We start from the raw sequence: 19,174 nt of genomic DNA on the forward strand, positions 1-19,174 counted from the left end.
CTACCCGACCTGGTTGGACTACCTGACGTCCCGTTGGATGATGCCGCTGGGCGGGTTGGGCATGGTGCTGCTGGCCGGGTTCGTGCTCAAGAGCGAGACGTTCCGCGACGAGCTGGGGCTGGCTCCGCTGCCCTATACGCTGTGGCTGACCATGGTGCGCTACGTCAGCCCGCTGGGCATCCTGGTCATCTTCGTCGATGCCCTGGGCCTCTATCAGGTCTCGTTTGCCCAGCACTGGCCGTGGCTGCTGGCGATCCTGGTGGCCATGATGGCAGCGGGTGAAACCTTGAGCCCACGCTTGCGCAAGGCCCTGAAAGCTGCCTAGGAGGGCCAATCCTGCCCGGTGTTCAGGCGGCGCTGAAGGTCGTTGAGCTGGCGATGGGCCACGTCCGGGCTGGGCGCATACTCGTCATCAGATCGTTGATAGGACATAAGGCAAACTTTTGGCGTGCGGAATCACTAGCCTAGCGGCTATCGGTGAGAAGTAAACGCCGCGATGGCTCCCGGGTGGGTGCCGGCTTCCAGCAACTCGTTCCAGCGCGTGGTGTAGCGGCGTGAACGGTGCCCGCAGCGCAGCTGCCAGGCGGCGTCCGGGTCGCGCATGCCAAAGTGGATGGTGCCTTGCCCCATCCGCTGGTTGATGGCATCCACCGCCCGCATCACGTGGGGGTGCGCCTTGGCAGGCGGTGCCAGCAGCGAGAGCTGGTACTGCTGGGCGTCTACCAGGTCCACCAGCATGACGCCTGCTTTCATGAACACGTAGCCGGGGCGGTACATCTGCTCCATCCCTTCCTTGACGGCCTGCAGAATGAGCCGCGTGTCGTCGGTGGGAGCATCGAGGGGAATCATGGCGCGGGGGGCCAGCTGGGGCAGGTCCTTGCGATGGCGGCTGGTGGTCAGAAACATCAGCACCGCACGGGCCAGACTACCCTGCTGGCGCAGTTTCTCGGCGCTGCGCTGGGCGTGCTGGCGCAATGCATCGTGCAGCTCCTCCTTGCGCCCCGTGGCACGCCCGAAAGAGCGCGAAGTCATGATGCGTTGGCGGGGCTGTTCGACGGCGTTCATCTCCAGGCAAGGCGTGCCGCGCAGCTCGAGGGCGGTGCGCGCCAACACTACCGAAAAGCGCTTGCGCAACTGCCTGGGGTCGCTCTCACGCAGCTGCCAGGCGGTACGAATACCGCTCACGGCGAGCTGCTCGGCAAGCCGTCGGCCGACTCCCCATACCTCGCTCACCGGAAGCTGTTTGAGCAGTGCCTGGGTGGTGGCGGTGTGGGCAGCCAGCAGGCATACCCCTTGATAGTGGGACTGCTGCTTGGCCACGTGATTGGCCAGCTTGGCCAGCGTATGCGTGGCCGCCAGCCCAACGCAGACGGGCAACCCCAGGTAACGGCGAACACGGCGGCGTAGCGCCACGCCCATGGCCTGGCACTGGGCGTCATCGAAGCCATCCAGGTAAATGAACATCTCATCGATGGAGTAGGGGGCGACCTCTGGGCAGGCTTCACGCAGCAGCTGTGCCAACCGCGCCGACATGTCGCCGTACAGCTCGTAGTTGGAAGAGCACAAATGGATCTGGCCCCGACGCCGCAGCCCTTCCAGCTGGAACGCTGGCGTCCCCATGGCAATGCCCATGGCTTTCAGCTCGGCAGAGCGCGCAATCACGCAGCCATCGTTGTTGGACATGACGCCCACGGCCTTGCCTTCCAGCGTGGGCTGGAATACCCGCTCGCAGGAAACGTAAAAGTTGTTGGCATCCACCAGACCGATCATGGCAAATACTCATGAATGACGGCGCGCACTACCCCCCATAGCTGGCACTCGGCCTCTTCCAGCGGCAGCGGAGGGTAGTGCGGATGAGACGAGCACAAATGCGGCGTACCGCGATACAGCGCGTAGCGCTTGATCAACAGCTCCTGGTCGAACAGGGCGACCACAATGTGGCCCAGCCGAGGCGGCACGCTGCGGTCTACCACCAGCAGGTCGCCGTCGAAGATGCCCCACCCCTCCATGCTGTCGCCGCGGGCGGTCAGATAGAACGTCTGTGTCGGGTGCTTGATCAGCCGCGTGTTGAGATCCAGCGTGCGTGGCTCGTAATCCTGCGCGGGGGAAGGAAAGCCGCTAAAACCCGCGCGACCACTCAGCGAGGCAAACGGAAGAGGCAAGGGTGTTGACGGCAAGGCGGTCGCAACGGCAGTGGGTTGAGACGGCATCGTCGGGCTCCTCACGAATGAATAGTGTGTTTATATACAGCATTTATGGCCAGTATTCATTCATGCGGAAAAAAATGCAAGGTGCCGGGGCGAAGGTAAGGGTACGAGGAGGCTAACGGGCCAGCCAGAGGCCAACCACCAGCGCACTGATGACCGTGATCCAGAACACGAGATTGCGGGCGCGGGTGTCGCGACGAGGTTTCATCGGGTTGTCTCCAGCAGATAGGAAAGGGTGGCCCACCATGGGCCGCTCGAAATCAGCGCATAGGCTGTGCCAGGCATGGTAACGTTTGGTGCTCGAAGCGTCATCCGGCGCAGGGTTTTTTGTGAAGAGAGAGGGCTGATGAAAGGTTCCGAGTTTAGCGGCAGTACGCCGCTGTCGTTGGCCAATGGGCGCCTGGCGGCCCTGAGCTGGGGGCGCCACGATGCCCCGGTGTGGGTCGCCCTGCACGGCTGGCTGGATAACGCGGCGAGCTTCTCGCGGCTGGCCCCCTTGCTGGTAAAGCGACTCAACATTCGTATCGTTGCCCTCGATTTTCGCGGGCACGGCCACTCGGCCCATGCGCCCTTCGGCAGCGACTATGCGCTGTGGGACTACCTTCACGATGTGCTGGATGCCATGGAGGCGCTGGAGATCGAGCAGGCCACGTTGCTGGCGCACTCGATGGGGGCGGCAGTCTCCTGCCTGCTGGCAGCGGCGCTGCCCGAGCGTGTCGCACGGTTGGTGCTGCTGGATGGCCTGGGGGCACTGAATACGCCCGCAGAGGAGACGGCCAGCCAGCTGCGCAAGGGCCTCACCGCCCACCGCCGCGTCGCTTCGCGCACGCCCCGGTATGCGGATATCGAACAGGCCGTTGCCGCCCGGGTGGCAGGCGGCGTGACGCCGCTGGATGCTATCACGGCCAGGCCGCTGGTCGAGCGTAACACCCAGGCCACGGCGGATGGCAAGGTCGCCATGCGCACCGACAGCCGCCTGCTGAAGCCTTCCCTGGTCCGCCTGACGCCGCAGCAGGTGCTGGCCATACTGGCAGAGATTCAAGCCCCCGTGCTATTGATAGAAGGAGAGCGCGGTATTCTCGGTGAGCGCCAGTGGGCGGTGGCCGCTCGGCAGGCGGTTCCCCGCCTCACCCGCCATGTGCTGGCGGGGGGGCACCATCTTCATCTGGAGCCGCAGGCCGTGGCCCAGGTCGCCGAGGTGATTTGCTGTAGTCCCAGTGGTGAAGAGTAGAGCGGTGAAGAGAAGAATAGAGCGGTGAAAAATAAGAAGGAGGGTGTGCCGTGGTGAGTCTGTTGGCAGGGAGAGCGCTGGGTGAGGGAAACAAGGTGGCTCTGGTGCTGGGCAGCGGCGGGGCCAGAGGCTACGCGCATATCGGCGTGATCGAGGCGCTGGAAGCGCGGGGCTTCGAGATCATCTCGATAGCGGGCTGCTCCATGGGCGCGCTGATTGGCGGTATCTACGCATCGGGCAAGCTGCCCCAGTATCGGGATTGGGTGTGCCATCTCGACTATCTGGACGTGCTGAAGCTGGTCGATGTGACCTGGAGCCCCATGGGGGCCATGCGGGCCAACAAGGTCATGAGCAAGCTGGAAGAGCTGGTGGGTGACGTACTGATCGAGGATCTGCCGATCCCCGTGACCACGGTGGCCACCGATCTGGTACGCCAGCGCGAAGTGTGGTTTCAAAATGGCCCGCTGCTACGCGCCATACGCGCCTCCATTGCGGTGCCTGGCGTGATTACTCCGGTGAACCTGGGCGAGCAGGTGCTGGTGGATGGCGGGCTGCTCAACCCGCTGCCGATGATGCCCATTCTGGCCGCCCATGAAGCGGATTTTGTGGTGGCGGTGAACGCGACGGCCCATAGCCCGCAGCCGGTGACCCTGGAAGAGCTGCTGCCCCGTGACGAGCCTGCCCCGCCGCAGACCCCCTCGGAGCGCGAGCGAGAGGCCAACATTGGCGGTTGGATGAGCGAAGTGCGCGCCACCACGCGCCGACTGTGGGGCGGCTTGGGCGGCGGTGAAGAAGAGAACGATGACGATGAAACCGTCGACCTGCGCGGCAAGCGTGAGTGGGGCAAGCTGGACATGATTCTGGAGTCGTTCGATATCACCCAGGCGGCGCTGGCCAAGTACAAGGTGGCCGGGTATCCGCCGGATGTGCTGATCGAAGTGCCCAAAACCGTTTGCAGTACCTATGAGTTCCATCGCGCCAACGAGTTGATTCGCCTGGGGCGCCATCTGGCGGATCAGGCGCTGGAGCGGCGCATGCCCAGTATTGCCTCGGACGCTACCGAGTGAGCTACTGGCCGCGTTTGCGCAGCAGAATATAGACCGCCCCTGTGCCGCCATCCACGTCGGTGGCGGAGCAAAACGCCAGCACGCCAGGCCACTCTCGCAACCAGGCGTTGGTGTGACTCTTCAAGACAGGGAAATCCGCGCTGCTGCCCCACGCCTTGCCGTGTACCACCAGCACGCAGCGCAGCCCCTGGGCTGCGGCATCGCCCAGAAAGCTCTCCAGCTCCAGGCGGGCCTCTTCCAGCGTGTAGCCATGCAGGTCGAGCCCTGCTTGCCAGGCGGTTTGCCCCCGTTTGAGCTGGCTGAAGGTGCGCCAGGGCAGGTCCGGCACGCTGAACTCCAGGTACTCGGAGGGGCGCACGGCTTCGACACGGCCGTCGGAGGTGCGGCCGCTGGCCTGCAGCGTATTGCTTTCCACGGCGGCGCGGCGGCGGGCCTCGCGATTGTCGGGTTGCCGTTTGGGTTTGCCGGGGTCCGCCTGGTTGGTGGCAATACGGCGTACGCCTGCTTCCTGCAGTGCCTGGCGAAAGGCACTGATATCGTCGTCGTTGGGCAGGTGTCGCGTCATGGTCGGCTCGGCATCGGTGAAAGTACACGGTGATAGAGACACACAGTATAGCGAGCCAGGCGTCGCTGTGAACCTCGTGGCTGTGAACCGAGCGGCGTCAAAGGTACAATCCTCCCATGATGTCATGTTGCCAGGAGCCCCTGTGACCACGCACTCCCCTGAAGAGCTGTCCACTTCTACGCTTTCACTGCCTGATTCGACGCTGGCACACGAGCTGATAACGCTGCGCGATTACCTGCGCTGGGTCTCCAGCGAGTTTTACCTGGCGGGCCTGCATTATGGCCACGGCACGCAGTCCCCCTGGGACGAAGCGGTCGCCCTGAGCCTGGGCGCGCTGCACTTGCCCTGGAACGTCGACCCCGCCGTGCTCGATGCGCGGCTGCTCCCCATGGAGCGTTCGCGCATCATCAAGCTCGCCCGCGAGCGCATCACCACTCGTCGCCCGTTGCCCTACCTGCTGGGTGAGGCCTTCTTCGCGGGTTACCCCTTCTCGGTAGACGAGCGCGTGCTGATTCCGCGCTCGCCCATTGCCGAGCTGATTGAAGATGGCTTTGCCGCCTGGTTCCCCGAAGAGCCCCCCGCTCGGGTGCTGGACCTGTGTACCGGCTCCGGCTGTATCGGCATCGCCACGGCGCTGGTGCTGCCCACCTGTGATGTCGCGCTGGCGGATATCAGCCAGGACGCCCTGGCCGTGGCGCGCCAGAACATCACCCGTCACGGTGTCGGTGACCGAGTGCGCGCCTGGGAGTCGGACGTGTTCAGCGGCCTTCAGGGGCAGACATTTGACCTGATCGTCTCGAACCCGCCCTACGTGGACGCCCGCGACCTGGCGACCATGCCCGCCGAGTTCCGCCACGAGCCGGACCTTGCGCTGGGCGCTGGCAGCGATGGGCTGGATATCGTCCGGCGTATTCTGCGTGACGCGCGCCGCCATTTGAGCGACGACGGCTGGCTGATCGTCGAGGTGGGCAACTCCGACCGTCATGTAGAGGCCGCTTTCCCCGACGTGCCCTTTATGTGGCTTGACTTCGAGCGTGGCGGCCAGGGCGTGTTTGCCCTGAGCGCCGCTGAACTCGACGCCCATGCGGCGTCTTTTGCGTGAGGAAATAACGCCCATGTCTGGCAACACCTTTGGCAAACTGTTTACCGTCACCACCTTTGGCGAAAGCCACGGCCCTGCGCTGGGGGCCATCGTCGATGGCTGCCCGCCCGGTATCGAGATTAGCGAAGCCGATCTGCAGGGTGACCTGGATCGCCGCCGCCCCGGCAGCTCCCGGCATACTACCCAGCGCAAGGAGCCGGATCAGGTCCGCATTCTCTCTGGCGTGTTCGAAGGCAAGACCACGGGGACCTCCATTGGCCTGCTGATCGAGAATACCGACCAGCGCTCCAAGGACTACTCGAAGATCAAGGATCAGTTCCGGCCCGCCCATGCCGACTACACCTACCATCACAAGTATGGGCATCGTGACTACCGGGGCGGTGGGCGCTCCAGCGCTCGGGAAACCGCCATGCGCGTGGCGGCCGGAGCCATTGCCAAGAAAGTACTGGCGGCACAGGGCATTCAGATTCGTGGCTACATGAGCCAGCTGGGGCCGATCAAGATCGACTTCAAAGACTGGGACAGCGTCGAGCAGAATGCCTTCTTCTGCCCCGATCCGGACAAAGTGCCTGAGCTGGAAAGCTACATGGATCAGCTGCGCCGTGACCAGGACTCGGTGGGGGCAGAGATCACCGTGGTGGCGGAAGGCGTGCCGGTAGGCCTGGGCGAGCCGGTATTCGATCGTCTGGATGCTGATCTGGCGCATGGTCTGATGAGCATCAATGCGGTAAAAGGCATCGAGATTGGTGCCGGTTTTGGCTGCGTGGCGCAGCGGGGCAGCGAGCACCGCGATGAGCTGACCCCTGACGGGTTCCTCTCCAACCATGCCGGGGGCGTGCTGGGCGGTATTTCCAGTGGCCAGCCCATCGTGGCACGGCTGGCGCTGAAACCGACCTCCAGCATCACCACGCCGGGCCGCTCGATCGACGTGCACGGCGAGCCGGTGGAGGTGATTACCAAGGGGCGTCATGACCCCTGTGTGGGCATTCGTGCCACACCGATTGCCGAAGCCATGATGGCCATGACCCTGCTGGACCACTGGCTGCGCCACCGTGGGCAGAATGCCGATGTCAGCGTTGATACACCGGCCATCGGCCAGCGATAACGCCACGGTACGCTTCGGGGTTCGCTGCTACACTCAAGCATGACGGTCAAGGAGTCGCCTATGAAGATCAACGTTGAGTTTGACCTGACGCCGGACGAGTTTCGGCGTTCGCTGGGGCTACCGGATGTCGAGGCGTTTCAGCAAAGCCTGCTGGACAACATCCAGCGCCAGATGGAGTCTGGGGTGGAGGGTTACGACCCCATGAGCCTGATGCGCCCGTTCCTGCAGCAGCCGATGATGCAACAAGGGCTATCGCAGGGGCTGGCCAACTTCGGTACCTACCAGCAGATGATGCTGGACATGCTGCGGCAGGCGGGTTCCAGTGCCACCAGCAGCAGCCAGTCCCGCGAGGAGCAAGAGGCACCCAGCACGGCCAGCAGTCGAGGCACCAAGGCGAAAGCCGCCTCGTCACGAACCCGCGCTAAAGGGTAGGGCTGCCGCCAAAGCAGAGTTGTCAAGTGGCAAGCCAGCGATTACTCTTTGTGCGATGCACAATAATTGCGATGTGAATGAGCCACTCCAGGCTCATGCCAGGGAATGAGAGACAGGAGCTACCACAATGCAAGACAAGATGATGGAGGCGTTCAGCGCCCAGACCCGCCAGATGTTCGAGCCGATGCGCAAGATGAACTCGCTGATGCTCAACAACATGGAAAAGATGACCCAGTACCAGCTGGAAGCCATGAAGCGCTACAGCCAGATGGGGACCGAGCGTATTCGCAGCGCCACCGAAATCAACGATGCCGAAAGCCTGCGTGATTTCGGCACCCGGCAAGCGGAAATGATGAACGAGCTTTCCCAGCAGATGCAGGAAGATGCCCGCGCCATGGGCGAGATGACCCTGCAGTTCAAGACAGAAATGGAGAAGCTGTTCAGCGAAGCCGGGCAAAAAATGAGCGAACAGGCCACGGCTACCGCGAAGGGCGAGTCCTCGGCCAAGGCCACCAGCCAGTCGTCACGCAAGAGCTGATATCACATACTGTTCGCGGCGCCGATGAGGCGCCGCGTTCTTTTGGATGAGCTGTCAGAGCGAACAATGCTCGGCACGCGAGGGGGAACTCGTATGCAGTCAGGGTGGAAAATACCGTCTCAACCGCTAACCCAGTCGGAAATGGAGGCCTGGAAAGCTCAATTGGACGACGTCGCCGAGCAGTACAAGGGGCTGCTCGAAGACCTGCTACAGCGCATCGTGCCCAGTGAAGCCGCAGACTCGGTCTACCGTGACATGCGTGAAAGCTTCGAGGCGGCAGCCCAGTCGCTGATGAGCAACCCCAACCTGCTGTGGCAAACCCAATCGCGGCTGATCCAGGACCAGTGGCTGCTGTGGCAGCAGGGCCTTCGCGCCATGGCGGGCGAGCAGGTCACGCCGCTGATCACGCCCCCCAAGCATGACCGCCGCTTCAGCGACGAGGCCTGGCGCCAGGACCCCTACTACATGGCGATCATGCAGCAGTACCTGCTGTTTTCGCAGATGGTCGAGGAGCTGATCGACGGCCTGAACGGGCTGGACCCCACCCACAAGCGCAACCTGACGTTCTATGCGCGTCAGGTGGTCAGCGCCATGTCGCCCACCAACTTCGTATCCACCAACCCGGAAGTCATGCGGCGTACGCTGGAGACCAAGGGGCAGAACCTGGTGGACGGCCTGACCCGCCTGCGCGAAGACCTGGCCAACTCGGCCGAAGGGATCAACGTACGCATGACCGACCGTAGCGCCTTCGGGGTCGGCGACAACATCGCCGTGACGCCGGGCTCTGTGGTATACGAAAACGAGCTGATTCAGCTGATTCAGTACGCCCCGACCACCGAGAAAACCTTCAAGACGCCGCTGTTGATCGTGCCGCCATGGATCAACAAGTATTACATTCTCGACCTGCGCGATGACAACTCGCTGGTCAAGTGGCTGGTAGAGCAGGGGCACACGGTGTTTCTGATCTCCTGGCGCAACCCTGGCCCTGCTCAACGTGACATCACCTGGGCCGACTACATGCAGCTGGGGCCGATCAGTGCCATGGAGGCCATCGAGCAGGCCTGCGGCGAAAAGTCGGTCAACCTGGTCAGCTACTGCGTGGGTGGGACGCTCACGGCGTCCACGGTGGCCTACCTGACCAGCACGCGTCGTGGCCGCAAGGTCAAGTCGGTGACCTATATGGCGACGCTACAGGACTTCCGCGACCCGGGCGACATTGGCGTCTTTCTCAGCGAGCGCGTCATTCAAGGGCTGGAGCAGAGCATGCAGCTCAAGGGCTACCTGGACGGTCGCTCCATGGCGTACACCTTCAACCTGCTGCGGGAAAACGACCTGTTCTGGTCGTTCTACATCAACAACTACCTGAAAGGTGACGAGCCTGCGGCGTTCGATCTGCTCTACTGGAACACCGATGGCACCAACCTGACCGCAGGTACCCACGCCTGGTACCTGCGCCACATGTATCTGGAAAATCGCCTGGTAGAGCCCGGTGGCATCGAGCTGGACGACGTCAAGATCGACCTGCGCAAGATCTCGGCGCCCAGCTATTTCGTCTCGACCAAGGAAGACCACATTGCCAAGTGGAACAGTACTTACTACGGTGCGCTGCTGCCCAAGGGGCCAGTGACCTTCGTGTTAGGGGGCTCCGGGCATATCGCCGGGATCGTTAACCCGCCGCACAAGAACAAGTACGGCTACTGGACGAACGACGAGCTGCCGGACTCCCACGATGCATGGCAGCAAGGGGCGACCTTCAACGAAGGCTCCTGGTGGCCGCACTGGCAGGCCTGGGTGACGGAAAACGGCTACGCGGATGCCGACCCGAAGAAAATGGTGCCAGCCCGTCAGCCCGGAGAGGGGCAGTTAAAGGTGATCGAGCCCGCCCCAGGCCGCTATGTGAAAATGACCATTCCAGAAGTGCTGGGGGAAACCCCCTCGGCCCGCTAAAAGCAAGGCCCCCGCTCGCCGGTCAACGGCGTCAATGCGGGGGCCCGGCAGCAGGCAGGGCTAGCAAGGTGCGTTATCCTGCGCGGCGACGTACAACCCCAGGCAGCAACAGCAGGCCTGCCAGCAGCCAGGTGGGCCAGCTACCCATGCGGGTGAAGGGCGTGAGCCCCTGCATGGCGTGGAACTCGCCGGTCAGGTAGGTGGTTTCGAACTGCGGTGCACGGTCGACGAGCCTGCCGCGGGGGTCGATGATGGCGGTAATGCCGTTGCTGGTGGCACGCACCACGTAGCGGCCATTTTCCAACGCACGCAGGCGCGCCATTTGCAGGTGTTGGTGTGGGCCGATGGAGGCGCCGAACCAGGTGTCGTTGGAGATCGTGACGATGACATCGCTATCCATGGCGCGGCGTGCCACCAGTTGCGGGTAGATGATTTCGTAACAGATCGCGTTACCGATGGTGACCCCGGCGGCCTGCATGGGCACCTGATGAGATGCTCCCTTGCTAAAGCTGGACATGGGCAGGTCGAAGAAGTTGATCGCCCCGCGCAGCACGCTTTCCAGCGGCAAGTACTCACCGAACGGTACCAGATGCTCTTTCTGGTAGCTGCCTTCCACGTTGCCGATACCAATCACACTGTTGAAGTAGCGATTGGCCTCGTCCAGTTGCACGATACCGGTGAGCAGCGCCGTTTCAGGTGGCAGGTTGCTCTGCACGCGCTCCAGTACCGGGCGCGCCTGACTGTCGATCATAGGCAGCGCGGTCTCTGGCCACAGGATCAGGTCAGCATCGTCTGCGACCTGACGGGTCAGGTCGCTGTAGATGTTGGCAGCGCTGCGCTGGCCTTCCGGTGTCCATTTCAGTAGCTGCGGAAGGTTGCCCTGAAGCAGGGCCACGCGAGTGGGTTCGTCCACCGGCGTGGTCCAGTGCTGGGGCAGTGCCAGAGGCGTGAGCCAGATGGCCGCCAGCGGCAGCGCTGCCCACCACTGACGGCACAGGAAGGCCACACCCAGGGTGCCGCTCAAAACGACCAGCAATGAGAGCCAATAGACACCGCCGACCGGAGCCCAGCTGGCCAAGGGCGAGTCGACGTAGCTCGACCCCACCAGTAGCCAGGGAAACCCGGTAAACAGATAGGTGCGCAGTACCTCACCCAGTACCCAGGCACCGGCGAAGGTCACTACTGCCCAACGGGGGCCGACGAAGCGTCGATAGAGCCAGAACGTACCCGCGAAAAACAGCGCCAGTACGGTCACGAACAGCGCGGTGAGAAAGACCGCCAAGGGCATGCCGGTATAGCCGTAATCATGGATCGAGACGTATACCCAGGAGGTGCCGCTGGCAAACAGCGCGACCCCGTACAGCCAGCCCTTCAGCGCGGCCTGAGCCGGGCTCAGCTGATGCAGGCCCAGAAAGAGCAGGCCAATGGCGACAGGCCCCAGCCACCAGAGTTCGAAAGGGGAGGCGGTGAGCGTGGTAAAACCACCGGCCACCAGGGCGGCCAGCAGTTGAAGTGGTAACGTGGGAGTCAACCTCATAGCAATATCCTGTCAGCAGGGTGCAACGGTAACGCAGCGCCAGTAGTGGCTAGTCGGTGTCGGTCTCGTCGTCGGCATCGCGTTCACGATAGGCCTCGAGCAGGCGGATGCGCCGGTTATCGGCATTCAGAATGATAAAGCGCCAACCGCCTAGCGTAGTGTGCTCGCCACGGCCGGGCAGGTGGCCGAATTGCTGCATGACCAGCCCCCCCACGGTGTCGAACTCATCATCGGAAAAGGCCGTGCCAAAGCGTTCATTGAAGTCTTCGATGGGCGTCAGGGCACGGATGGCGAAGTGGCCGTTTTCCAGCGTGCGGATATCGTCCTCTTCGTCGGTATCGTGCTCGTCCTCGATATCCCCGACGATCTGTTCGAGGATATCTTCGATGGTGATGATGCCCGCGGTGCCGCCATACTCGTCCACGACGATGGCCATGTGGTTATGGGTGTCGCGGAACTCCTTGAGCAGGCTGTTGAGGCGCTTGGATTCGGGAATGAACATGGCCGGACGCAGCACGTCTTCCAGCTTGAAGGCGTCGCGCTGTGCCTGGGTCTGGGAGAGCAGCGGCAGCAGGTCCTTGACCAGCAGGATACCTTTGACGTCGTCGAGATTTTCACCCACCACCGGGTAGCGGGAGTGGCCGGTCTCCTGGATCAGCGGCAGGTAGTCGTCACTGGTCTGATCCAGGGCGATGGCGGTGACCTGAGAGCGCGGGATGAGGATTTCGCGAACCTGCTGGGCGCTGATCTCGAGGGCGCCTTCAATGATCATGATAGCGTCCTGATCCAGTTTCAGCTTGCCGGCCGTGTGGCGTAGAAACGTCATTAGCTCATCTCGTGAGCTGGGTTCGTCGCTGTCTCCGGAAAGGGCGCCAAAGAGTTTCTCGAGCCATGATTTTTGATTGGGGTTGCTCGATCGGTCTTCGCTCATTGCGTCAGTTCTCTCAGTTACGGGCAAGGTAGTTCGATAAAGGGGGATGATGACCGCTCATCGTTGTATCACTGAGTGGCGGCAGACACCACCGCTAGCGGCAGCTTTCTGCAACAAAACCGCTCACGCCTGATAAGGGTCATCGATCTTCAGGGTCGCCAGCAGCTCCCGCTCGAGCTGCTCCATCTCTTCGGCTTCCTGCTCTTCGATATGGTCATAGCCCATCAGGTGCAGGGTGCCATGAACCACCATGTGTGCGTAATGGTGCTCCAGCAGCTTGTGCTGCTCATGGGCTTCCCGGGCCACCACCGCGTGGCAGATCACCAGATCGCCCAGCAGAGGCAGCGTGATGCCAGGCGGGTTCTCGAAAGGAAACGACAGCACGTTGGTGGGCTTGTCCTTGCCTCGGTAGTCGCGGTTCAGCGCCTGGCTCTCGGCTTCATCCACGAAGCGGATGGTCAGCTCCTGGCGGTCATCGTCAGGATGGCGAGCAAACACGCAGCTCACCCATTGGGTGAGCTGGTCGAGAGAGGGCAGCAGCGGTTCGTCGATGGCCGCTTGCCGATCGATCATCGGCTCGTTCATGAGTCGCCGTCTCCAGTGCGATGACCCTGACGTTCGAGGGCCAGCATGCGCGCTTCGCGCTCTTGCTGACGCGTTTCGCGGCGGGCGCGTTCGGCCACTTCCTGCTGCGACTCGAACTCGTCATAGGCTTCGATGATGCGCTGCACCAGCGGGTGACGCACCACGTCCTTGGCGGCAAAGTGGGTCACGCCGATGCCGGGGGTCTCCTTGAGCACGTCCAGCACCTGGGAAAGCCCCGAGCGCTGGCCGCGCGGCAGGTCCACCTGGGTGATGTCGCCGGTAATCACCGCCGTCGAGCCAAAGCCGATCCGCGTCAGGAACATTTTCATCTGCTCCGGCGTGGTGTTCTGGCTCTCATCGAGAATGATATAGGAGTTGTTCAGCGTACGGCCACGCATGTACGCCAGCGGCGCGATTTCGATCACCTGACGCTCGATCAGCTTGGCCACCTGCTCGAAGCCGATCATCTCATAGAGCGCGTCGTACAGCGGGCGCAGGTAAGGGTCGATCTTCTGCGCCAGGTCGCCGGGCAAGAAGCCCAGCTTCTCGCCTGCTTCGACGGCCGGGCGCACCAGCAGGATGCGGCGCACTTCCTGCTGGTTCAGTGCCTCGACCGCCGCGGCCACTGCCAGGTAGGTCTTGCCGGTACCCGCAGGCCCAATGCCGAAGTTGATGTCGTGTTCGCGGATGCTCTGCACGTAGCGCTGCTGGTTCAGGCCGCGGGGTTTGATCATGGCACGGGGGGTGCGCATGATCACCTCGTCGCTGCCGCCTTCACCGTCCTCCTCTTCCTCCAGAGCCTCTAGTCCGGACTCCTGCAAGAACAGGTGGACGGTATCTGCCGATAGCTCGGCGGCCGCCGTTTCGCGGTACAGGTGCTCAAGGACATTGGCAGCCGCCTTGATGCGGTTGGCTGCACCGGCCAGCTGAAAAACGTTGCCACGGTTGCGCAACGTTACGTCCAGGCGGCTCTCGATCAGCTTTAGGTGCTCGTCCTGCTGGCCGCAGAGGCTGGCAAGGCGCTGCGGGTCATTGGGTTCAAGGCTTAGGGTAATGATGCGATTGGCCTGAGGTGATGGCTGGCTCAAGAGTAGGAAACCCTTTCGTTGGTGTGTGTGCGTTTCAGCTTAATGCCCCGACGGGGTCGGGGCAATTACCCAGGATAAGAGAAGGCTCAATAACGCTCGGCGGAGGCCAGCTCACCACGCAGCGAGTTGGGCAGCGCTTCGGTGATCTCGACATCGACGAAGTAGCCGATCAGCTCGGTGGGGTTGGCGGCACGGAAATTGACGACTCGGTTGTTCTCGGTGCGCCCGGAGAGCTGGCCGGGGTCCTTGGGCGAGAACCCGGTTACCAGAATGCGCTGGGTCGAGCCCACCATGCGGCGGCTGATTTGCGCCGCCTGTTGCAGGATGCGCTCCTGCAGAATGGCCAGGCGCTGCTTCTTGACGCTTTCCGGGGTGTCGTCGGGCAGGCCCGAGGCGGGGGTGCCAGGGCGTGCCGAGTAGACAAAACTGAAGGAGTGGTCGAAGCCAATGCGATGGATCAAGTCCATGGTGGCTTCGAAATCCTCTTCGGTCTCGCCGGGGAAGCCGATGATGAAGTCGGAGGAAAAGCTGATGTCCGGGCGGTTGGCGCGGATGCGCTCCATTTTCTCGATGTACTCTTCCGCCGTATGGCCGCGCTTCATGGCGCTCAGGATACGGTCGGAACCAGACTGTACCGGCAGGTGCAGGTGGCTCACCAGCTCCGGGATATCGGCAAAGGCATCGACCAGGCTATCGGTGAACTCCACCGGGTGCGAGGTGGTGAAGCGGATACGGTCAATACCGTCCACGGCGGCAATGCAGGCGATCAGTTCGGCCAGGTCGATCTCGTCGCCATCCTCATTGTCGCCGCGGTAGGCGTTGACGTTCTGGCCCAGCAGGTTGATTTCCCGTACACCCTGGTCGGCCAAGTGGATGACCTCATCCATCACGGCTTCGAAGGGGCGCGAGACCTCTTCGCCGCGGGTGTAGGGCACCACGCAGAAGGTGCAGTACTTGGAGCAGCCTTCCATCACCGACACGAACGCAGTGGCGCCATCCGACTTGGGCTGGGGCAGGTGGTCGAACTTTTCGATTTCGGGGAAGGTGACATCCACCGCCGCAATCTGGTTGTTCTTGCGGGCGTCGAGCATCTGGGGAACGCGATGCAGGGTTTGCGGCCCGAAGATCATGTCCACGTAAGGTGCGCGTTTGCGCAGCGCTTCGCCTTCCTGGCTGGCCACGCAGCCTCCTACGCCAATGACCAGTTCCGGGTTGGCGTCCTTGAGCTTCTTCCAACGGCCCAGTTGGTGGTAGACCTTGTCCTGTGCCTTTTCACGAATCGAGCAGGTGTTCAGCAGAATGACGTCCGCTTCCTTCTCGTTGTCGGTGAGCTCCAGCTGATGGGATTCGCCGAGTAGGTCTGCCATCCGAGAGGAGTCGTACTCGTTCATTTGGCAGCCGTGCGTTTTGATGAAGAGCTTCTTCGCCATCGGTACCTGTCGTCTATGGGTCGTCTTTCTGAAGAGACGAGGGATGAATGAAAAAATCGTTGGGCAGTCGTCTGCCGCTGAATGGCTGCATTATACGGACACACCGAACCAGCGGCTAGCACTCCACTTGTAATCGAGACTTGACCCGCGCGTTTCTATCAGTATACTACGCACCGTGTTTGAGCAGTTCCTCGATAGCTCAGTTGGTAGAGCAAATGACTGTTAATCATTGGGTCGCAGGTTCGAGTCCTGCTCGAGGAGCCAAACACCAACCAATAACATCGGCAAATGGCTGAAAAGTTAGCAGGTTGGTAAAGGTTCTCGCTCAAACGCAATAGCGATACAGACGTTCCTCGATAGCTCAGTTGGTAGAGCAAATGACTGTTAATCATTGGGTCGCAGGTTCGAGTCCTGCTCGAGGAGCCAATTCGCTATTCTGCTTTTATTGCCGACGCACGTTTCGCTGCTGACGCACAGATGTTCCTCGATAGCTCAGTTGGTAGAGCAAATGACTGTTAATCATTGGGTCGCAGGTTCGAGTCCTGCTCGAGGAGCCATTTCATTTCTCCATGTATGATCGATCTAGCCGATCAATTCCCTTCCCTTCCCTTTCGTAGTACGCCGTATTTCCTTTTTCTCTATCTCTAATGCCTATCAAGCTCTGGTGCATGGCAAGGCTTTGTTGTGTCCGTTGCGTTTGCTCGGGGCGTTTAATGATGCCCTGTCGCCAGCTTTTTCGGTAGCATGAGCATCAGAACGGTAACGAACGTTGGAGAAGCGCGTGAAGGATGCAACTGGCTTGCAGGCGCTGCAGGTCTTTAAATGTTTGAGCGACGAGACGCGCTTGATGCTGGTACTGCTGATCGCCCAGGAGCGGTCGCTGTGCGTATGTGAAATGACGTATGCGCTCGAGGAGTCGCAGCCCAAGGTGTCGCGTCACCTGGCCCAGTTGCGCCAGTGTGGTCTGCTGATCGACCAGCGTGAAGGGCAGTGGGTATACTATCATCTTGCGCCGCAGCTGCCTGCATGGGCCATGGCCATTATCGAGGCGGGGGCAAAAGGCAGCGAAGTGCAGCTGGCTGGCTTGACGAAGCGCCTGTTGAAGATGGGAGATCGGCCAGCTCGGCGTGCGGCCTTGTGCTGACGGGGTAAGTGGTTCCATCAGTCGATTCGTTCATATGGCAAAACGCCAGCCCAAGGGCTGGCGTTTTGCATGGAGCGTTCTGCGCGGGTCGTTTTGCCTGGACAGGCTGCCCCGTCGCCGTCAGGCGTCGGGGCAGGGGCTGCTCAGCGGCGTGCCATGCGCTGGGCTTTCTCCAGGTGTGCGAAATCGAGCAGGATTTCGGCGGCTTCCAGCACATGAGCGCGGTCGACGGGAGCGGCTTCGTCGCGCTCGGTGTCGGTCTCGTCATCCTGGGTGCCGTCGCTGCGGGCATCCATCCACTCTTCCAGTTCTGGGAGACCCAGTGCGCGGCGGCGCTGGTTTTCCAGTGACAGCTGCTCGGCTTCCTGAGCTTCCAGCTCACGTTGGCGCTGTTCGCGGTTCAGGCTGACGCTGGTGTGCTGTTCGCGCAGCTGGCGGGCCAAGGTGGATTGGCGCTCCAGGTAGCGGAAATTGGGGTTACCCTTGGCGCGTTCCTCGTGTAGCGAGATGAGGGTGGGCAGTACCGTTTCCGGCGAGCCGTAGCGACGATACTGAACGTTCTGGACGGTGTCCCAGGGCAGGGCATTGTCCAGGCTGCTCTCCCCAATGCGCTCGGGATCGATCAGGCTCGGGAAGGCGATGTCCGGCTCTACGCCGCGATTCTGGGTGCTGTCGCCAGAGATGCGGTAGAACTTGGCGCGTGTCAGCTTGATCTGGCCATGGCTCAGGTCGTTGAGGGTCTGTACCGTGCCTTTGCCAAAGGTCGAGGCGCCCACCACGATGCCGCGGCCATAGTCCTGAATGGCGCCCGCGAATATCTCGGAGGCTGAGGCCGACAGGCGGTTCACCAGGACGGTAAGCGGGCCGTCGTAGAGCGTGCCTGCTTCGGTGTCGCCGTAGAGCTGGATACGGCCCTGGGCGTCACGCACTTGTACCGTGGGGCCGCGATCGATGAACAGGCCGATCAGTGAGTTGGCCTCCTGCAGGGCGCCGCCGCCGTTATTGCGCAGGTCCAGCACGATGCCCTCGACGCCCTCTTGCTTGAGGTTGTCGATCTCACGAGCCACGTCGCGGGTGGTACTGCGATACTCGTCTTCTCCTGCCTGCCAGGCGTCGAAGTCAACGTAAAAAGTCGGCACGGTGATGACGCCGATACGGTGCGGCTCGCCATCGCGCATGACTTCAATGACTTCGCCCTTGGCGGCCTGGTCTTCCAGGCTAACAGTGTCGCGGGTGATTTCCACGATTTGTGAGCGGGTCATGTCCACCGCCTGAGCAGGCACGACGTCCAGGCGAACCACTGAGCCCTTGGGGCCGCGAATCAAATCGACCACGTTGTCCAGGCGCATGCCCACCACGTTGACCATCTCGCCATCTTCCTGGCCTACCGCAATGATGCGGTCAGCAGGCTCCAGCACTCCGGCACGGTCGGCAGGGCCGCCGGGCACCAGGCTGGAGACCTTGACGTACTCGCCGTCGGCTTGCAGCAGGGCGCCTATGCCTTCCAGCGAAAGGCTCATCTGAATGTCGAAGGATTCACCCTGGCGGGGCGACAGGTAGCCCGTGTGTGGGTCGATGGTGCTGGACACCGCGGCCATCAGTAGGCCGAATACGTCTTCCGATTCGGTCTGCCGCAGGCGGGTCAGCTGGCCTTCATAGCGCTGGCGCAGGTTGTTCTCGATCTGCTCATCGTCCTGGCCGGTGAGTGCCAGGGTCAGAGCGTCGTTCTTGAGGCGCTTGCGCCACAGTTCATCGAGTTCGCTTTCACGGCTGGCCCAGGGGGCGCTTTCACGATCCACTTCCAGGCGCTCGTCGCTTTCGAACTCCAGCGAGAGGCCTTCGTCCAGGCGTGCCAGCAGCCACTCCAGGCGAGCAGTGTGGCGCTCGCTCAGGCGGTTGTAGAGTGCAAAGGCGTCGTCGAGCTCTCCTTCGAACAGCGCCTCGGCCATATCGTTTTCCAGATGACGATAGGGTTCAATATCACGGTTGAGCAAATAGGCGCGTTGACCATCGAGTATGTCCAGGTAGCGCTGGAAAGCCTCCTCGGACCACTGCGGGTCAAAATTAATGTTCGCGTAGTGGCCATAGCGGAGCGAGTCCGCAATTTCTACGGCCGCTTGGCGTTGTTCGTCTGTCGGCGCCAGTTGGGCCATCGCCGCCGGACTGGTCACCACCAGCATGACAGCAAGGGCGACCGAGCGCGAAAGCGTTGCAAACAAGCTCATCAGTCAAGCTCTCCCGGATTTGTGTACACTCATTCTTCCC

Annotated in this window: 17 protein-coding genes, 3 tRNA genes and 1 pseudogene; 12 read left to right on the forward strand and 9 right to left on the reverse strand. The window is 62.0% G+C overall.

What is annotated here, in order from left to right; all coding sequences use genetic code 11:
- A pseudogene (locus B7L72_RS17205) lies at window positions 1-325 on the forward strand (sodium-dependent transporter); the annotation flags it as partial.
- Window positions 326-471: 146 nt separating this feature from the next.
- Here B7L72_RS17205 and B7L72_RS17210 read toward each other — a convergent pair.
- The gene (locus B7L72_RS17210; RefSeq protein WP_081137529.1) at window positions 472-1,770 is read right to left on the reverse strand and encodes a Y-family DNA polymerase; all 1,299 of its coding nucleotides are present in this window, start codon (window positions 1,768-1,770) and stop codon (window positions 472-474) included.
- A complete protein-coding gene (locus tag B7L72_RS17215; protein ID WP_016914453.1) occupies window positions 1,767-2,210 on the reverse strand; it encodes a LexA family protein in 444 nt (147 codons plus the stop codon). Before B7L72_RS17215 ends, B7L72_RS17210 begins: the two co-directional genes overlap by 4 nt.
- Window positions 2,211-2,553: 343 nt before the next feature.
- Between B7L72_RS17215 and B7L72_RS17220 the strand changes: the two genes are divergently transcribed.
- Both B7L72_RS17220 and B7L72_RS17225 read left to right on the forward strand, forming a co-directional pair.
- A complete protein-coding gene (locus B7L72_RS17220; protein WP_016914451.1) occupies window positions 2,554-3,438 on the forward strand; it encodes an alpha/beta fold hydrolase in 885 nt (294 codons plus the stop codon).
- Window positions 3,439-3,488: 50 nt separating this feature from the next.
- Entirely contained in the window at window positions 3,489-4,505 is a 1,017-nt protein-coding gene (locus tag B7L72_RS17225) for a patatin-like phospholipase family protein (protein WP_016914450.1), read from the forward strand.
- 1 nt (window position 4,506) lies between these two features.
- Here the strand turns inward: B7L72_RS17225 and B7L72_RS17230 are convergent, their stop codons facing one another.
- Window positions 4,507-5,070, reverse strand: a complete 564-nt coding sequence (locus B7L72_RS17230) for a Smr/MutS family protein (RefSeq protein WP_081137530.1) — start codon at window positions 5,068-5,070, stop codon at window positions 4,507-4,509.
- A gap of 124 nt (window positions 5,071-5,194) precedes the next feature.
- Between B7L72_RS17230 and prmB the strand changes: the two genes are divergently transcribed.
- The 5 genes from prmB (at window position 5,195) to phaC (ending at window position 10,194) form a co-directional block, all read left to right on the forward strand.
- On the forward strand, window positions 5,195-6,172 hold the full coding sequence (gene prmB, locus B7L72_RS17235) for a 50S ribosomal protein L3 N(5)-glutamine methyltransferase (RefSeq protein ID WP_176212910.1): 978 nt from the start codon (window positions 5,195-5,197) through the stop codon (window positions 6,170-6,172).
- 13 nt (window positions 6,173-6,185) lie between these two features.
- Window positions 6,186-7,277, forward strand: a complete 1,092-nt coding sequence (gene aroC / locus B7L72_RS17240; protein ID WP_081137533.1) for a chorismate synthase — start codon at window positions 6,186-6,188, stop codon at window positions 7,275-7,277.
- 60 nt (window positions 7,278-7,337) lie between these two features.
- Window positions 7,338-7,709 (forward strand): DUF6489 family protein, encoded by a 372-nt coding sequence (locus B7L72_RS17245; protein WP_081137535.1) that lies wholly within the window; start codon window positions 7,338-7,340, stop codon window positions 7,707-7,709.
- Window positions 7,710-7,836: 127 nt separating this feature from the next.
- The gene (locus tag B7L72_RS17250) at window positions 7,837-8,247 is read left to right on the forward strand and encodes a phasin family protein (protein ID WP_081137536.1); all 411 of its coding nucleotides are present in this window, start codon (window positions 7,837-7,839) and stop codon (window positions 8,245-8,247) included.
- A 93-nt stretch (window positions 8,248-8,340) separates the two neighbouring features.
- On the forward strand, window positions 8,341-10,194 hold the full coding sequence (phaC, locus tag B7L72_RS17255) for a class I poly(R)-hydroxyalkanoic acid synthase (protein WP_081195649.1): 1,854 nt from the start codon (window positions 8,341-8,343) through the stop codon (window positions 10,192-10,194).
- Window positions 10,195-10,267: 73 nt separating this feature from the next.
- On the opposite strand, the gene lnt is transcribed toward phaC, so the two are convergent.
- The 5 genes from lnt to miaB form a co-directional block, all read right to left on the reverse strand.
- Window positions 10,268-11,731: an apolipoprotein N-acyltransferase gene (gene lnt / locus B7L72_RS17260; RefSeq protein WP_016914443.1), complete on the reverse strand. Its 1,464-nt coding sequence runs from the start codon at window positions 11,729-11,731 to the stop codon at window positions 10,268-10,270.
- A gap of 49 nt (window positions 11,732-11,780) precedes the next feature.
- Window positions 11,781-12,662 carry an HlyC/CorC family transporter gene (locus tag B7L72_RS17265; RefSeq protein WP_026001772.1) on the reverse strand — a complete coding sequence of 294 codons (882 nt, stop codon included), beginning with the start codon at window positions 12,660-12,662 and terminating at the stop codon, window positions 11,781-11,783.
- 123 nt (window positions 12,663-12,785) lie between these two features.
- A complete protein-coding gene (gene ybeY / locus B7L72_RS17270; RefSeq protein WP_016914441.1) occupies window positions 12,786-13,247 on the reverse strand; it encodes an rRNA maturation RNase YbeY in 462 nt (153 codons plus the stop codon).
- Complete coding sequence (locus B7L72_RS17275; RefSeq protein WP_016914440.1) at window positions 13,244-14,335, reverse strand: PhoH family protein; 1,092 nt, start codon at window positions 14,333-14,335, stop codon at window positions 13,244-13,246. The genes ybeY and B7L72_RS17275 overlap by 4 nt, the downstream gene beginning before the upstream one ends.
- Window positions 14,336-14,421: 86 nt before the next feature.
- The gene (gene miaB / locus B7L72_RS17280; RefSeq protein ID WP_081195650.1) at window positions 14,422-15,765 is read right to left on the reverse strand and encodes a tRNA (N6-isopentenyl adenosine(37)-C2)-methylthiotransferase MiaB; all 1,344 of its coding nucleotides are present in this window, start codon (window positions 15,763-15,765) and stop codon (window positions 14,422-14,424) included.
- Between the two features lie 188 nt (window positions 15,766-15,953).
- Here miaB and B7L72_RS17285 point away from each other — a divergent pair.
- The 4 genes from B7L72_RS17285 to B7L72_RS17300 all read left to right on the forward strand — a co-directional run bounded on the left by B7L72_RS17285 (window position 15,954) and on the right by B7L72_RS17300 (window position 16,909).
- A tRNA-Asn gene (locus B7L72_RS17285) sits at window positions 15,954-16,029 on the forward strand.
- A gap of 86 nt (window positions 16,030-16,115) precedes the next feature.
- Window positions 16,116-16,191: transfer RNA gene (locus B7L72_RS17290), tRNA-Asn, on the forward strand.
- 55 nt (window positions 16,192-16,246) lie between these two features.
- Window positions 16,247-16,322 (forward strand) — tRNA-Asn (locus tag B7L72_RS17295).
- A gap of 290 nt (window positions 16,323-16,612) precedes the next feature.
- A complete protein-coding gene (locus B7L72_RS17300) occupies window positions 16,613-16,909 on the forward strand; it encodes a metalloregulator ArsR/SmtB family transcription factor (protein WP_229800785.1) in 297 nt (98 codons plus the stop codon).
- 143 nt (window positions 16,910-17,052) lie between these two features.
- Here B7L72_RS17300 and B7L72_RS17305 read toward each other — a convergent pair whose 3' ends face one another.
- Entirely contained in the window at window positions 17,053-19,134 is a 2,082-nt protein-coding gene (locus tag B7L72_RS17305) for a carboxy terminal-processing peptidase (RefSeq protein WP_081195651.1), read from the reverse strand.
- Window positions 19,135-19,174: the final 40 nt, after the last annotated feature.

It is taken from the genome of Halomonas sp. BC1 (assembly GCF_002078135.1).
GTDB lineage: Bacteria > Pseudomonadota > Gammaproteobacteria > Pseudomonadales > Halomonadaceae > Vreelandella > Vreelandella stevensii.

Excerpts from the sequence above, each read along its gene's own strand:
- B7L72_RS17210 (WP_081137529.1), bottom strand. The coding sequence starts at position 1,770 with ATGATCGGTCTGGTGGATGCCAACAACTTTTACGTTTCCTGCGAGCGG.
- B7L72_RS17215 (WP_016914453.1), bottom strand. The coding sequence starts at position 2,210 with ATGCCGTCTCAACCCACTGCCGTTGCGACCGCCTTGCCGTCAACACCC.
- B7L72_RS17220 (WP_016914451.1), top strand. The coding sequence starts at position 2,554 with ATGAAAGGTTCCGAGTTTAGCGGCAGTACGCCGCTGTCGTTGGCCAAT.
- B7L72_RS17230 (WP_081137530.1), bottom strand. The coding sequence starts at position 5,070 with ATGACGCGACACCTGCCCAACGACGACGATATCAGTGCCTTTCGCCAG.
- prmB (WP_176212910.1), top strand. The coding sequence starts at position 5,195 with ATGTTGCCAGGAGCCCCTGTGACCACGCACTCCCCTGAAGAGCTGTCC.
- aroC (WP_081137533.1), top strand. The coding sequence starts at position 6,186 with ATGTCTGGCAACACCTTTGGCAAACTGTTTACCGTCACCACCTTTGGC.
- B7L72_RS17245 (WP_081137535.1), top strand. The coding sequence starts at position 7,338 with ATGAAGATCAACGTTGAGTTTGACCTGACGCCGGACGAGTTTCGGCGT.
- B7L72_RS17250 (WP_081137536.1), top strand. The coding sequence starts at position 7,837 with ATGCAAGACAAGATGATGGAGGCGTTCAGCGCCCAGACCCGCCAGATG.
- phaC (WP_081195649.1), top strand. The coding sequence starts at position 8,341 with ATGCAGTCAGGGTGGAAAATACCGTCTCAACCGCTAACCCAGTCGGAA.
- lnt (WP_016914443.1), bottom strand. The coding sequence starts at position 11,731 with ATGAGGTTGACTCCCACGTTACCACTTCAACTGCTGGCCGCCCTGGTG.
- B7L72_RS17265 (WP_026001772.1), bottom strand. The coding sequence starts at position 12,662 with ATGAGCGAAGACCGATCGAGCAACCCCAATCAAAAATCATGGCTCGAG.
- ybeY (WP_016914441.1), bottom strand. The coding sequence starts at position 13,247 with ATGAACGAGCCGATGATCGATCGGCAAGCGGCCATCGACGAACCGCTG.
- miaB (WP_081195650.1), bottom strand. The coding sequence starts at position 15,765 with ATGGCGAAGAAGCTCTTCATCAAAACGCACGGCTGCCAAATGAACGAG.
- B7L72_RS17300 (WP_229800785.1), top strand. The coding sequence starts at position 16,613 with ATGCTGGTACTGCTGATCGCCCAGGAGCGGTCGCTGTGCGTATGTGAA.
- B7L72_RS17305 (WP_081195651.1), bottom strand. The coding sequence starts at position 19,134 with ATGAGCTTGTTTGCAACGCTTTCGCGCTCGGTCGCCCTTGCTGTCATG.